The sequence below is a fragment of the Mycobacterium sp. IDUB_9 genome (assembly GCF_055419505.1).
In genome coordinates this window covers 584,102-598,397 of the sequence record NZ_JBVAXU010000003.1, presented here as the reverse complement: position 1 = coordinate 598,397, position 14,296 = coordinate 584,102, and the positions used below count along the sequence as shown (strand labels likewise).

10 protein-coding genes are annotated in these 14,296 nt (G+C 66.4%); 7 read left to right on the top strand and 3 right to left on the bottom strand.

Going from position 1 to position 14,296, the window contains the following annotated elements:
- Positions 1-125: 125 nt before the first annotated feature.
- Positions 126-1,913, bottom strand: a complete 1,788-nt coding sequence (ngg, locus tag ACZY08_RS17290) for an N-acetylglutaminylglutamine synthetase (protein WP_463745455.1) — start codon at positions 1,911-1,913, stop codon at positions 126-128.
- Positions 1,910-3,715 (bottom strand): N-acetylglutaminylglutamine amidotransferase, encoded by a 1,806-nt coding sequence (locus tag ACZY08_RS17285; RefSeq protein WP_463745456.1) that lies wholly within the window; start codon positions 3,713-3,715, stop codon positions 1,910-1,912. Before ACZY08_RS17285 ends, ngg begins: the two co-directional genes overlap by 4 nt.
- Positions 3,716-3,812: 97 nt before the next feature.
- On the opposite strand from ACZY08_RS17285, the gene ACZY08_RS17280 reads away from it, so the two are divergent.
- On the top strand, positions 3,813-7,142 hold the full coding sequence (locus tag ACZY08_RS17280; protein WP_463745457.1) for a DEAD/DEAH box helicase: 3,330 nt from the start codon (positions 3,813-3,815) through the stop codon (positions 7,140-7,142).
- Here ACZY08_RS17280 and ACZY08_RS17275 read toward each other — a convergent pair whose 3' ends face one another.
- The gene (locus tag ACZY08_RS17275) at positions 7,143-8,732 is read right to left on the bottom strand and encodes an amino acid permease (protein WP_463745458.1); all 1,590 of its coding nucleotides are present in this window, start codon (positions 8,730-8,732) and stop codon (positions 7,143-7,145) included.
- A gap of 201 nt (positions 8,733-8,933) precedes the next feature.
- Between ACZY08_RS17275 and ACZY08_RS17270 the strand changes: the two genes are divergently transcribed.
- Genes ACZY08_RS17270 through ACZY08_RS17245 form a run of 6 tightly spaced genes read left to right on the top strand, consistent with a single transcriptional unit; the run spans position 8,934 to position 14,287 of the window.
- Positions 8,934-10,301, top strand: coding sequence for a glutamine synthetase family protein (locus ACZY08_RS17270; RefSeq protein ID WP_463745459.1), 1,368 nt, complete (start codon positions 8,934-8,936; stop codon positions 10,299-10,301).
- Position 10,302: 1 nt separating this feature from the next.
- A complete protein-coding gene (locus tag ACZY08_RS17265) occupies positions 10,303-11,055 on the top strand; it encodes a gamma-glutamyl-gamma-aminobutyrate hydrolase family protein (protein ID WP_463745965.1) in 753 nt (250 codons plus the stop codon).
- Positions 11,052-12,431, top strand: a complete 1,380-nt coding sequence (locus ACZY08_RS17260; protein ID WP_463745460.1) for an aldehyde dehydrogenase family protein — start codon at positions 11,052-11,054, stop codon at positions 12,429-12,431. The genes ACZY08_RS17265 and ACZY08_RS17260 overlap by 4 nt, the downstream gene beginning before the upstream one ends.
- On the top strand, positions 12,432-13,205 hold the full coding sequence (locus tag ACZY08_RS17255; RefSeq protein ID WP_463745461.1) for a 3-oxoacyl-ACP reductase: 774 nt from the start codon (positions 12,432-12,434) through the stop codon (positions 13,203-13,205).
- Positions 13,206-13,222: 17 nt separating this feature from the next.
- The gene (locus ACZY08_RS17250) at positions 13,223-13,948 is read left to right on the top strand and encodes a FadR/GntR family transcriptional regulator (protein ID WP_463745462.1); all 726 of its coding nucleotides are present in this window, start codon (positions 13,223-13,225) and stop codon (positions 13,946-13,948) included.
- Between the two features lie 9 nt (positions 13,949-13,957).
- Positions 13,958-14,287, top strand: a complete 330-nt coding sequence (locus ACZY08_RS17245; protein ID WP_463745463.1) for an ArsR/SmtB family transcription factor — start codon at positions 13,958-13,960, stop codon at positions 14,285-14,287.
- The last annotated feature ends 9 nt before the right edge of the window (positions 14,288-14,296 follow it).

Genomic DNA, 14,296 nt, shown 5'->3' with positions numbered 1-14,296 from the left:
GCCTGCTTCGCGCGGGCGCTCAGTCAGCCGCCACGGTGTTCTAGGGTCGGCGGCCTGCCTTCGCGCGGGCGCTCAGTCAGCCGCCACGGTGTTCTAGGGTCGGCGGCCTGCCTTCGCGCGGGCGCTCAGTCAGCCGCCTCCGAAGGCGTCCAGGCTTGCGGCAACCCCGGCTGCTGCGGAAACAGGAAATCCACAAACGCCGCTGCGGTGGGTTGTGGCTCATGGTTCGCCAGCCCGGGGCGTTCGTTGGCCTCGATGAAGACGTAATCGCGGCCCGTCACATCGGGCACCAGCAGGTCGATCCCGGTCACCGGAATGCCGATCGCCTCGGCCGCGGTCACGGCGACCCGGCACAGTTCGGGGTTCACCTCCGCGGTGACGTCGTGAATTGTCCCGCCCTGATGGAGATTGGCCGTCCGCCGCACCCGCAGACGCTCGCCCTCGGGCAGCACATCGTCGAATGACCAGCCGGCGTCGGCAACTGTTCCCATGGTGACGTCGTCCATCGGGATGCGCGATTCCCCGCCGGTGGCAGCAGCCCGGCGCCGGGACTGCGTCTCGATGAGCTCACGCACCGTGTGTTTTCCGGTACCGACCACCTCGGCGGGCTTGCGGATCGCCGAAGCCACCACCTTGCCGTCGATCACCACCAGGCGAAGATCGTCGCCGGCGGCGCGCTGCTCGATCAGCACCTCTGGATACTGCTCGCGGGCCCGGTGCAGCGCCGCGTCCAACTCGTCGCTGCCGTCCACCCCCACGGTGATGCCCTTGCCCTGCTCGCCGCGGGTGGGCTTGACCACCACATCGCCGACCTCGGCCAGAAACTCGTGATCCTCACCGTCGAAGGTGGCCAGCCGGCCCTTGGGGACCGAGATGCCGGCGTCGGAGACGATCCGTCTGGTCTGCCGCTTGTCGTCGCAGCGGGCCATGGCCACCGCAGAAGTGAACTCCGAGAGTGACTCTCGCGTGATGACGCTGCGGCCACCGTGCGACAGCCGCATCTCGCCGGCGCCCGCGTCGAGCACCTCGACCCGGATACCGCGACGCATCGCCTCGTCGGCGATGATGCGGGCATACGGATTCAGATCGTCGACGGTCTCCGGAGGATGGGTGAACAACGGCTCGTTGATCGCGTTCTTGCGTTTGACGGCCAGTACCGGGACCCGATGGAAACCCAGCTTCTCGTACAGCGCGATGGCGGCGGAATTATCATGGGCCACAGACAGATCCAGGTATGCCCGGCCCCGCTCACGGAAGATCCCGGCCAGCGTCCGGGTCAGCGCGTCGCCGACGCCGGGCAGTCCGGCCGCTGGGTCGACCGCCAGGCTCCACAGGCTCGACCCGTCCTCGGGGTCGGCGAACAAGCGCTTGTGGTCGACACCGGTGACGGTGCCCACCACGCTGCCGTCGTCGTCACGCACCGCGACCAGATAGACCACGGCCGGGGTGAGGGTGTGGTTGTGCCAGATGACGTCCACGGGTGCGGACACCATCCCGCACCGCACATACACCCGATTCATCGCGTCGGCGTCGCTCGGTGTCTGCAGGGTGCGCACGGTGAACCCGACGGGGTCGGCGGCGGTGAGCTCATCGGTGAACCGCAGCCGGTAAGTGTGACTGGGGTCGATGAACAGCTCCGCGGGGGAGCGGGCGATCAGGACATGCGATTCGCGGGCGTAGATGCAGATGTCGCGGCGGCCCGGACCTTCCTGCTGTAGCACCTCGGCGAGTTGCTCAGGGTCGGCGAAGGTCTGCCCGAAAATCAGCCGGCCCCAGCCCAATTCGAGAACCACGTCGTCGGCCATGGCATCGACCAGGTGCTGAGGTGAGGCATCGTGCAACCCGAGCGTGATCGCCTCGGTGTGGTCGGGCTCCAGTGCCGAGGCCGACGCGTCATGGTCGGTGGCGGTCATGCCGCGGCCCCCGTCACTCCGTGGCGTTGCAGCCACAACTCGAGCAGCGCGATCTGCCACAACTCGTTGCCGCGCAGCGGGGTCAGCTTGCCGTTCGGATCGGCCAGCAGCCGGTCGACGGACTCGGGGCGGAATAGACCGCGCTCCTTGGCCTCTGGCGCATACAGCGCGTCGCGAACGAGATCCAGGTACGGCCCCTCAAGGTGGGTGAGCGCCGGGACCGGGAAGTACCCCTTGGGCCGGTCGATCACTGCTGCCGGGATCACCCGGCGGGCAGCCTGTTTGAGCACACCCTTGCCCCCGTACGCGGTCTTGAGGCCGGGCGGACACGTGGCGGCCAGCTCGACGAGTTCGTGATCGAGGAACGGCACCCGGCCCTCGAGCCCCCACGCCATGGTCATGTTGTCGACCCGCTTCACCGGATCGTCGACCAGCATCACCGTGGTGTCCAGGCGCAGTGCCCGGTCCACACCGGTCTGGGCGCCCGCCGCGGCGAAGTGATCGGAGACGAACACCCCGCTGGGATCTCCCTCGGCCCGGTATGCGTCGCTGATCAGGGCGCTCACCGCGGTGGTGTCACGGTCGAAGAACGCGCTCCGGTAGCTGGCCACCGAACCGTCCAGGCTTGCCGCGCCCGGCTCGGCCATCGGCGGATACCAGTGATAACCGGCGAACACCTCGTCGGCGCCCTGTCCGGACTGCACCACCTTGACGTGCTTGGACACTTCCTGGCTGAGCAGGTAGAAGGCCACACAGTCATGGCTGACCATCGGCTCGCTCATCGCGCCGATCGCACCGTCGAGGGCGGGCAGCATGCGGTCGGTCCCGATCCGGATCTGGTGGTGATCGGTTTCGAAGTGCTCGGCGATGATGTCGGAGTACTGGAACTCGTCACCGGCAACCCCGCCCACCGACTCGAAGCCGATCGAGAACGTGGACAGCCCGTGCTGGCCGGCCTCGGCGAGCAGGCCGACGATGAGGCTGGAATCGACCCCGCCCGACAGCAGGCACCCCACCGGCACGTCGGCCACGAGGCGACGCTCGACAGCGCGCCGCAGTGACTCCAGTACGGCGTCCTCCCAGTCTTTGTCCGACCAGTCGGCCCGGTCGGAGTGCCGGGTGAAGTCCGGTGACCAGTAGACAGTCGAATGCCGGGTGCCGTCGGGTTCGATCGCGACCACGGAAGCGGGCGGCACCTTCTTGATGCCCTGCAGGATCGTCAACGGAGGCGGCACCACCGAATGGAAGGTGAGGTAGTGGTGCAGTGCGACCGGGTCGATCCTGGTGTCGACACCGCCGCCGGCCAGCAGCGCCGGTAGCGACGAGGCGAACCGGATCCGGTGGGCGTCCTCGGTGAGGTACAGCGGCTTGATGCCCAGCCGGTCGCGGCCCAGCAGCACCCGGCCGGTGTCACGTTCGACGATGGCGAACGCGAACATGCCCATCAGATGTTCGACGAACCGGTCACCCCAGTGGTGATAGGCCTTGAGCAACACCTCGGTGTCACTGTGCGAGAAGAAGCGGTAGCCGTGCCCGGACAGTTCCCGGCGCAGCTCCTGGTAGTTGTAGATGCAGCCGTTCCAGCAAACGGTCAACCCCAATTCGGGATCGACCATGGGCTGGGCGCCCGCTTCGGTCAGGTCAATGATTTTCAGGCGGCGGTGACCCAGCGCGACCCGGCCTTGCGACCACACACCGGCCGCGTCCGGACCCCTGGGCGCCATCGCGTCTGCCATGGCCGACACCGCTGAAATATCCGGTGTCCGGCCATCGAGACGCACCTCCCCGGCGGCTCCACACATCAGTTCGACCCTACACAGGATCTGTCGGCGGCGCGCCACCCGTGGTGTGTCGGGGGTGTGGCCAGGACATGTCGGGGGCTGGCTCTATCCTCCTCACATGAGGCCTGGATTCGGCTTCGGCATAGCCCGTGACGAGCTGATTCGCGATTTCGGCGCACAGTCCACGGTGCGTGGTGAACGCTATGCCGCCGAGGGGCGCGTCCGCGACATCGAGTTCGATGACGACGACCGGGTGCTGCGCGGACGGTGTGTGGGTTCGCATGGTCAGCTCTACGTCCTTGAGGTCGGCCTGTCGCCGGGCAGCCGCGCTGTCGTCGAGTGGGCCTTGTGTTCATGCCCCGTGGGGTCGTTCTGCAAACATGCCGTCGCTCTGGTGCTGACGGCTGCACCTTCGGACTCAGCGCATCCCCCGGCGGAGCGCTGGCGTTACCTGCTCGACAAGGTGCTCGACGAGGTCGCCCTTCCCGCAGAGGGCGGCAAACCGATCGCGCTGGAATTCTCCATCGGCGCGCCCACTCGCTACCGCCCGGGGACATTGCTGATGCTGCGCCCCCTCACCCTCGGTAAACGGGGCACCTGGATCAGCCGGGCATTGACGTGGCGCCGCCTCGCGGACTATCCCGACGCCGGCGAGTTCGATCACGACCAGTACCGGGCGGTGCGGGCGCTGGTGTCGGAGATGGTTCGGTATTCCTCACCGCAGCACAGCGGCGACGGGATGATGCTCAACGGGATGCCCGCCACGTTGTGGCCGCGGCTCGCCGAGGTGCTGGATGCCGGCGTCACCATCCTGGCCGACCCGGCATCGGACATTCGTGCGGTCGAGTTGACCAAGAACGTCCATCTCCGGCTCGACTTCGCCGCCGAGGGGGGAGGCGGTGCCGTGATGTCGGTGTCCCTGATCGTCGACGGTCAGGGACGCGATCCCGACGGCGTCGGGCTGATCGGGATGCCGGCGCCCCACGGGATGTTCCAGGTCGTCGATTCGGTGCTACGGCTGGGCGCCTTCGATCCGGTGCCCGGGCGCACCATGGCCGAACTACTGGGGCATCACGAGCAGGTGCACATCCCAGCCGACATGGCGCGCGAACTCGCGGTGGACATCCTGCCGCGGCTGGCCGGCAGCGTCGACATGGACGTCGCCGACGGGCTCTTCGTCCCGCCGACCATCACCGGCCCGCTGCCGGCATTGACCGTCAATGTCGTCGACGGCGGAGCACGGGTCTTCTGGAGCACGCGGTATGAGGTCAACGATCAGCATCACGACTTCGACCCGGTGTCCTCGGCCGGCCTGATCGGGTACCGCGACCCCGCCGCCGAGGAGGAGCTCTGGCAGCGGGTGATGCCCGCGCTGCAGGCGGTCGCAGCGGCCGCGCAGGACTGGAAACGTCAAGCAGCGCAGCATGTCAACCGTCGCATCTCCACGACGCTCGACACCGACGCCGTCCACGAGTTACGGGCCATCGTGAATACCGTGAGCTCCCTCGACGCGGTCGCGGTGGCGTCCCAGCGCACGCTGCTGTGCGGGGTGAATCTCACCGCGGTCGAGGCCGCGGTGCTGTGTGACGAGACCCTGCCTCAGTTGAGCTGTTTCGCAGATCTGATCGTCGACGCCGATGGCCGGTACCGTGCTGCCGGTGCCGACCCGGTCCTGTCCTTTTCCGGGGATACCTCACTGCCCGGTGACTGGTTCAGCCTGAACGTCACGGTGAGCGTGGACGGTGAGACGGTGGCTCTGGCCGAGGTAATCCGCGAATTGGCCGCCGGCGCAACGCATATGTTGCTGCCTTCGGGTATCTACTTCCGGCTGGACACGCCTGAGGTGGTCCGGCTGAGGGCCCTGCTCGACGAGGCGCGCGCACTCGGCGAGATCGACGGGGACCGGGTCAACGCCGCATCACTCAACATCACGTTGTGGGACGAACTGCTCGAACTCGGTGTCGTCGACGAGCAGCTGGCCCGGTGGCGGGCCAATCTGGCGCGTTTGGCCGCCGCCCGCCCGCCCGTGCCGGTCGAACCGCCGGCGGGCCTTGATGCCGAACTGCGTGACTACCAGCGTGACGGGCTGGACTGGCTTTCCTTCCTGTGGGACAACGGAATCGGCGGAGTCCTCGCTGACGACATGGGCCTGGGGAAGACCGTGCAGACCCTGGCGCTCATCGCGCGTGCCGTCAGCGGTGGAGCCGGGAAGTTTCTGGTGGTGGCGCCCACCAGCGTCGCCCGCAACTGGGTGGTCGAATGCCGCAAGTTCACTCCCGGCCTGAACGCGGCGGTGGTGACCTCCACCGCTGCGCGGGCGTCGGTGGGGTTGGCCGAACAGGTGGCCGCGGCGGACATCGTGGTCACCTCCTACACGCTGCTGCGTATGGACGTTGCCGCCTATTCGCAAATCCCTTGGGCCGGAATGATTCTCGATGAAGCCCAGTTCGTCAAGAACCATCACAGCAAGACCCATCAGGCGGCCCGGCTGCTCGACGTGCCGTTCAAGTTGGCCATCACCGGCACGCCGATGGAGAACAACCTGATGGAGTTGTGGTCGCTGCTGTCGATCACGGTGCCCGGGCTGTTCCCGTCACCGAAAGTGTTCGAGACATATTTCCGTAAGCCGATCGAATCGGGAACTGCCGACGATTTGCTACCGGTGTTGCGCAGGCGGATCAAGCCGGTGCTGCTGCGCCGGACGAAAAGCCAGGTGCTCGCCGAGCTGCCCCCGAAGACCGAGCAGGTGCTGACCATCGGCCTGAGCGTGAAGCATCGCAAGATCTACGACACGCGGCTGGCCCGGGAACGCCAGAAGGTGTTGGGACTGCTGGGGGACTGGGAGAAGAACCGGTTCCAGATTTTCCGTTCACTGACCCTGCTGCGTCAGCTGAGCCTGCATCCGGGATTGGTCGACGACTCCGCGCGCTCGGTGGGGTCGGCCAAGATCGACTTCCTGGTCGAACAACTCGATCAGCTGGTAGCCGAGGGGCACAGTGCGCTGGTGTTCAGCCAGTTCACCGGGTTCCTCGCCATCGTCCGGGCACATCTGGATTCCGCAGGCATCGCCTACAGCTACCTCGACGGTTCCGTCGACTCCGACGGAAGGGCCAGAGCCATCGAGGAATTCGGTGCCGGTGCCAAGCAAGTATTTCTGATCAGCCTGAAGGCGGGCGGATTCGGGCTCAACCTGACCGCTGCCGACTACTGCTTCCTCTGTGACCCGTGGTGGAGCCCGGCGGCCGAGGCACAGGCTGTCGACCGGGCCCACCGCATCGGGCAGGCCCGGCCGGTCAGCGTCTACCGCCTGGTCGCGGAGAACACCATCGAGGAGAAGGTGGTTGCGTTGCAGGACCGCAAGCGGGCCCTGTTCGCCGCGGTGGTCGATGACGGGGATCTGTTCGGCTCGACCATCTCCGCCTCCGACATCCGTGAACTGCTGGGGTGATCAGCCGGGCAGGTCAGCGGTCGGGGCGTCCACCTGTTTGATCGGGCCGGTGAACCAGTGCTTCACCGACGCATGCCAGTAGATGAAGAGCAGTATCAGCACGCTGCCCACGAGTAGCGGGGTGTAGTTCACGAACTTCCACTGGAAACTCGGATCCCACGGCATGCCGCCGAGCGAGGTGGGGAACATGGCGATGACCGAGGTGACGATGATTTCGACGATCGCCACCGGGGCCATCCACTTGTACTTGTTCCCGAGGTTCCATCGGCCCTGCTCGAACGAGTCGCCGGCCTTCCACCGGTAGTAGATCGGTACCGCGAAGCACAGGTAGAGCCCGACCACACCGATCGAGACCACTGCGTAGAACGCCACCGGTGAAGGCACCTCGACGCCGTTGACCGGAATTTTCACCGGCACGATGGCAGGCAGTGTGATGATCGCCGCGATCACCGCGGTGATCATCACGGCGTTGGCCGGAACGCGCGTCGCGTTGACCTTCGACCACAGTTGGTGCCCGGGGACTGCGCGGTCCCGGCTGAATGCGAACAGCATTCTCGATGCGCTGGTCTGGCAGGCGGTGGTGCAGAACAGCTGACCCGCGGTGGCGATCAGCAGCACCACGCCGGCCCATTTCGATGTCAGCGCCTGGGTGAAGATTGTCGCGACGGCTCCGCCGTTGGCCGACACCTCGTCAGAGTTCTGCACCGCGAACAGGAATGACAGCAACAGGATCCAGCCGCCGATCGCCGAGTAGAAGATGGACTGCCAGATTCCCTTCGCGGCGGCATTGGCGGCGCTCTTGGTCTCCTCGGACAGGTGCGCCGACGCGTCATATCCGGTGATCGTGTACTGGGTCAGGATCGCCGAGATCGGGAGCACGAACAGCAGGAAGCCCCAACCGGAAGTCGAACCCGAGAAGATGCCGGAATTGTTGATGGTCTTGGCGAAAACCTCGGAGGCACTGGCGTGTTGGTCGGGGAGCAGCCACAGGATGGCGACCACCGCGGTGGCGCCGGCGACATGCCACCACACCGAGATGTTGTTGATGACAGCCAGCAGGTGTGACGAGAAGATGTTGATCACCGCCGAAAGCGCCAGGATGATCAGAAACATGATGAATACCCGGGTCAGGCTGTAATTCGCCAGCCAGGATTCACTGAACGTGCCCAAGGTGAGGTCCAGGAACGTCGCGCTGCCGTAGGACACCGACGCCAGGATTGCGATCAGGCCGATGAGGTTGAGCCAGCCGGTGTAGAAGCCGGCCTTGGAGCCGCCGAGTTTGGATGCCCACCAATAGATCCCGCCCGAGGTCGGATAGGCGGAGACGAGTTCGGCCAGACAGAACCCGATGATCAGGATGAAGATCGAGACGATCGGCCACCCCCAGGCGATGGCGGCCGGGCCCCCGTTGTTCCAGCCGAGCCCGAATGAGGTGAAGCAACCCGCCAGGATCGAGATGATCGAGAACGAGATGGCGAAGTTGGAGAAGCCGGACCAGGACCGCTGCAGTTCCTGAACGTAACCGAGCTTGGCAAGATGTTGTTCGTCGTCGGTGAGGTGTTCGGCGAGTTCTTCGTGCCCCTCGGGCATGGCGGCTCCTCGTGATGCGGGCGGGTTGAGCGGATGAACCCTGCGCTGCACACGGACAATAGAACGTTATTGGTCTGTTGTCCTACCTTTTAGGATGACAATCATGCTAATTCGGTGCACGATCATCACGTCATCGGCGACGCAATGGTCGGCTGGACGGTCGGTTGGTCGGCGAATCCCACACGGGCAGGAGGGTGCGCAATGAGCCAGAACCCCGGCATGCTGGCACGGGCCGACCTGGAGCAAATGGTGGCGGCGGGTGAGATCGACACCGTGATCGTCGCCTTCTGCGATATGCAGGGCCGGCTGACGGGCAAGCGGGTTTCCGGGCGGTTGTTCGTCGAAGAGGTCGCCGCGCACGGCGCCGAGTGTTGCAACTATCTGCTCGCGGTCGATGTCGACATGAACACCGTCGATGGCTACTCGATGTCGAGCTGGGACACCGGGTACGGCGACATGGTGATGACCGCGGACTTCAACACACTGCGGGTGGTCCCGTGGCTACCCGGCACCGCGCTGGTGATGGCGGATCTGTCGTGGCCCGACGGTCGGCCCGTCGAGCAGGCGCCGCGCAGCATCCTCAACCGGCAGATCGACCGTCTGGCCGAGCGGAAGCTGGTGCCCTATGTCGGCACCGAACTCGAATTCATGGTGTTCGACAACACCTTCCGCGAGGCTTGGGCTGCGGGTTACCGCGACCTCACGCCGGCCAGCGACTACAACGTCGACTACGCGATGATGGCCTCCACCCGGATGGAACCGCTGCTGCATGACATCCGCCGCGGCATGGAGGGCGCCGGGCTGTACTGCGAGGGTGTCAAGGGGGAGTGCAACCTCGGTCAGCAGGAGATCGCCTTCCGCTACGACCATGCCCGCAACACCTGCGACAACCACACCATCTACAAGAACGGCGCCAAGGAGATCGCCGACCAGCACGGCAAGGCCCTGACGTTCATGGCGAAATTCGATGAACGCGAAGGCAACAGCTGCCATATCCACATCTCGCTACGCGGCGACGACGGGTCACCCGTATTCGCCGACGAGGCCGGGCCGCACGGGATGTCGTCGATGTTCGGCAGTTTCATCGCCGGTCAACTGGCCACACTGCGCGAGCTCACCTTGTTCTACGCACCGAATATCAACTCCTACAAGCGATTCGCCGACGGCAGCTTTGCGCCGACCGCCATTGCCTGGGGCATGGACAACCGCACCTGCGCGTTGCGGGTGGTCGGCCACGGGGCCGGTATGCGGGTCGAATGCCGGGCGCCCGGCGGTGACGTCAACCAGTATCTGGCGGTTTCGGCGCTGATCGCCGGAGGTCTGTACGGCATCGATCACGGACTGGAACTGCCCGCCGCGCTGCCGGGCAATGCCTATGCCAGTGAGGCGCAAAGGCTACCGACCACCTTGGCCGAGGCGGCCGAGCTGTTCGAGAAGTCCGAGGTGGCGCGCACGGCCTTCGGGGACGACGTCGTCGAGCACTATCTGAACAACGCGCGGGTCGAACTGGCGGCATTCAATTCCGCGGTGACCGACTGGGAAAGGGTGCGCGGTTTTGAGCGGCTCTGAGATGCGCGGTGCGAGCGCGCGGCCGGTGATCGGCATGACGACCTATCTGCAGCAGGCGCAGACGGGAGTCTGGGACGTGCGGGCGAGTTTCCTGCCGCAGGTCTACTTCGACGGTGTCACCCGTGCCGGCGGCATCGCACTGCTGCTGCCGCCGCAGCCGGTCGACCGCGATATTGCCGATCGGGTGCTCGACCGCGTCGACGGTCTGGTCATCACGGGCGGCCCGGACGTGGATCCGGCACGCTATGGGCAGCAGCCCCATCCGGCCACCAATGAGCCGGCCACCGAGCGCGACGCCTGGGAGTTCGCTCTGCTGGAAGCCGCCCTGCGACGCGATATTCCGGTGCTCGGCGTGTGCCGAGGGGCGCAGGTGCTCAACGCTGCGCTGGGCGGCACCCTGCACCAGCATCTGCCCGAGGTGATCGGGCACACCCACCACCAGAGGGGCAACGCGGTGTTCGGCACGTCGGCGGTGCGCACAGTGCCCGACACCAGACTGGCAGATCTGGTCGGTGAGACATCCGACGCGCAGTGCTATCACCACCAGGCGATCGACCGGCTCGGCGAAGGACTGGTGGTGAGCGCCCGGGACGCCGATGGCGTGATCGAGGCGGTAGAACGTGACCCCGCACTGCCCGGCGATGTGTTTGTGCTGGGCGTGCAATGGCACCCTGAAGAAACCCTCGACGACCTACGGCTGTTCGCCGCGGTGGTCGAGGCGGCCAGAACCTACGCGACAGAGAGGGTTTCATGACTTCCAGCCAGGTCGTCAACCCGGCCACGGAAGAGGTGCTGACTACGGTCGACCTCCTGGACGTGGATGCCGTCGACGACGCGGTGGCGCGGGCCGCCGCGGCGCAACGGGCGTGGGCCCGGCTGGCGCCGGCCGAGCGGGCCGCGGCGCTACGTGCCTTCGCCGCTGTCGTCGACACCCACATCGATGAACTGGCCGCCCTCGAGGTGGCCAATTCCGGGCACCCGATCGGGCAGGCCGAGTGGGAGGCCGGGCACGTCCGGGATGTCCTGCAGTTCTATTCCGCCACCCCGGAACGGTTGAGCGGCAAGCAGATCCCGGTGGCCGGTGGCTTGGATGTCACGTTCAACGAACCGCTCGGTGTCGTCGGGATCATCACGCCGTGGAACTTCCCGATGACCATCGCCGCGTGGGGCTTCGCCCCGGCACTGGCCGCCGGCAACGCCGTGGTGCTCAAGCCCGCCGAGTGGACCCCGCTGACCACGATCCGGCTCGGTGAGCTTGCCGTCGAATCAGGTTTGCCGGCTGGGCTCTTCCAGGTGTTGCCGGGCAGGGGTTCGGTGGTGGGGGAACGGTTCGTCACCCACCCCGGTGTCCGCAAGGTGGTGTTCACCGGGTCCACCGAGGTGGGGATGCGGGTGATGGCCGGGGCGGCGGCTCAGGTCAAGCGGGTGACCCTGGAGCTGGGTGGCAAGAGCGCGAACATCGTGTTCGACGACTGCGATCTTGAGAAGGCCGCGGCCACCGCCCCGTACGGGGTGTTCGACAACGCCGGGCAGGACTGCTGCGCACGTAGCCGGATACTGGTGCAGCGCAATGTCTACGACCGATTCATGGAGCTGCTCGAACCGGCGGTCAAGGGCGTCGCCGTCGGAGATCCCACGGTGCGCGACACCGAGATGGGGCCGTTGGTATCGCGTCCGCACTGGGAGTCGGTGTCGTCCTACGTACCCGACGGTGCCCCGGTGGCGTTCCGGGGGACCGCACCGGACGGACCCGGGTTCTGGTTCCCGCCAACGGTGTTGACCCCGCAGCGCACCGACCGCACCGTGACCGACGAGATCTTCGGGCCGGTGGTGACCGTGCTGCCGTTCGATGACGAGGCCGATGCCATCTCGTTGGCCAACGACACTCCCTACGGTTTGTCGGGCTCGATCTGGACCGACAACCTCTCGCGCGCCATGCGGGTGTCCCGGGCGGTGGAAGCGGGCAACCTCAGTGTCAACTCACACTCCTCGGTGCGGTACAACACTCCGTTCGGTGGTTTCAAGCAGTCCGGCCTTGGACGCGAGTTGGGACCCGATGCGCCACTGTCTTTCACCGAAATGAAAAACGTCTTCATCGCCGTAGAAGATCGAGCAGAGGAGTCCTTTTAGATGGATCTGACCCAACGTCTGGCCGGCAAAGTCGCCGTCATCACCGGCGGCGCCGGCGGCATCGGCCTGGCCACCGGGCGGCGGCTGCGAGCCGAGGGCGCCACGATCGTGGTGGGAGATGTCGACCCCGCCGCGGGCGAGGCCGCAGCCGAGGAACTCGACGGGCTGTTCGTCGGTGTCGACGTGTCCGACCAGGATGCCGTCGACCATCTCTTCGACACTGCGGCAAGCACATTCGGCACCGTCGACATCGCGTTCAACAACGCCGGGATCTCGCCGCCCGAAGATGACCTGATCGAGACCACCGAGCTGCCGGCCTGGCAACGGGTGCAGGACGTCAACTTGAAGTCGGTCTATCTGTCCTGCCGGGCGGCGCTGCGCCACATGGTGCCCGCGGGCAAGGGTTCCATCATCAACACCGCGTCGTTCGTGGCGGTGATGGGTTCGGCCACCTCCCAGATCTCCTACACCGCATCCAAGGGCGGCGTGCTGGCGATGTCACGCGAACTGGGGGTGCAGTACGCGCGGCAGGGAATCCGGGTCAACGCCCTGTGTCCCGGCCCGGTGAACACCCCGTTGCTGCAGGAGTTGTTCGCGAAGGATCCCGAGCGGGCCGCACGTCGGCTCGTACACATCCCGTTGGGACGGTTCGCGCAGCCCGAAGAACTTGCGGCGGCTGTCGCTTTCCTGGCCAGTGACGACGCGTCGTTCATCACGGGTTCGACCTTCCTCGTCGACGGCGGCATCAGTTCCGCCTACGTCACGCCCCTGTGACACGCTGGTAGCGCGCCATGACAGCCGAACCCGATCCTCAGCAGCCGACCGCGGGTGCACTGTTGCGTCCCGTTCGGCTCGGCAATGCCTTCGAGGACACCGTCGGCCGGTTGTTGGAGACCATTCGCCTGGGAGTGTTGGGCCCAGGTGAGTCGTTGCCCCCCGAGCGTGAGCTGGCTGCCCGCCTGGGCGTCAGCCGTGACACGGTCCGGGAGGCGATCAAATCGCTGGCCGATGCCGGTTACCTGGTGTCCAAGCGGGGCCGGTACGGCGGTACCTTCCTGGCCGCTGAGTTGCCTGCACTTCCCGCGACCAGTCATCGGCCGACGCGCGAGGAGATCGACGACGCATTGCGACTGCGCGAGATCCTGGAGGTCGGTGCGGCACGGATGGCGGCCGGACGGACGTTGAGCGCAGCCGAGCGGGAGGGGCTGTGGTCCCGGCTGACAGATGTGCGCGCCGCTGAACCCGACGACTACCGCCGTCTGGATTCGCGGCTGCACCTCGCCATCGCGGAGGCCGCAGGGTCGCCGTCGCTGGTGCCGCTGGTCGCCGAGAATCGGATGCGGCTCAACGCGCTGCTGGATCAGATTCCGCTGTTGCCGCGCAACATCGCCCACTCCGACGAGCAGCACGAAGCGATCGTGATGGCGATCCTGGCCGGTGACAGTGAGCGAGCCGCCGAGGCCATGCTGGCCCACGTCGGCGGTTCATCGGCGTTGCTGCACGGCTTTCTGGATTAGATTCGTATCGTGGACCACCACGGTAAAGAGGTCCAGGTCGAACGCGCGTCGTCAGCCTTGGCCGACGTCGACACCCCAGGGTGGGCACAGCGCTTCGACCTGTTGTCGGATCCGCACCGGCTGGAGATCCTGCTCGGTCTGCACCGGGCACCGGGGATCTGCGTCAGCGATCTGGCCACCGCCCTCGGCCGTTCGGAGAACGCCGTCTCCCAGGCCCTGCGGGTGCTCCGTGACCAGGGGTGGGTCACCTCTACTCGGGTCGGCCGGACGGTCAACTACCGGCTCGGGGACGAGACCGTGCACGATCTGCTGCACTGGATCGGGGCCCGGCACGGCTGAAGCGCCATC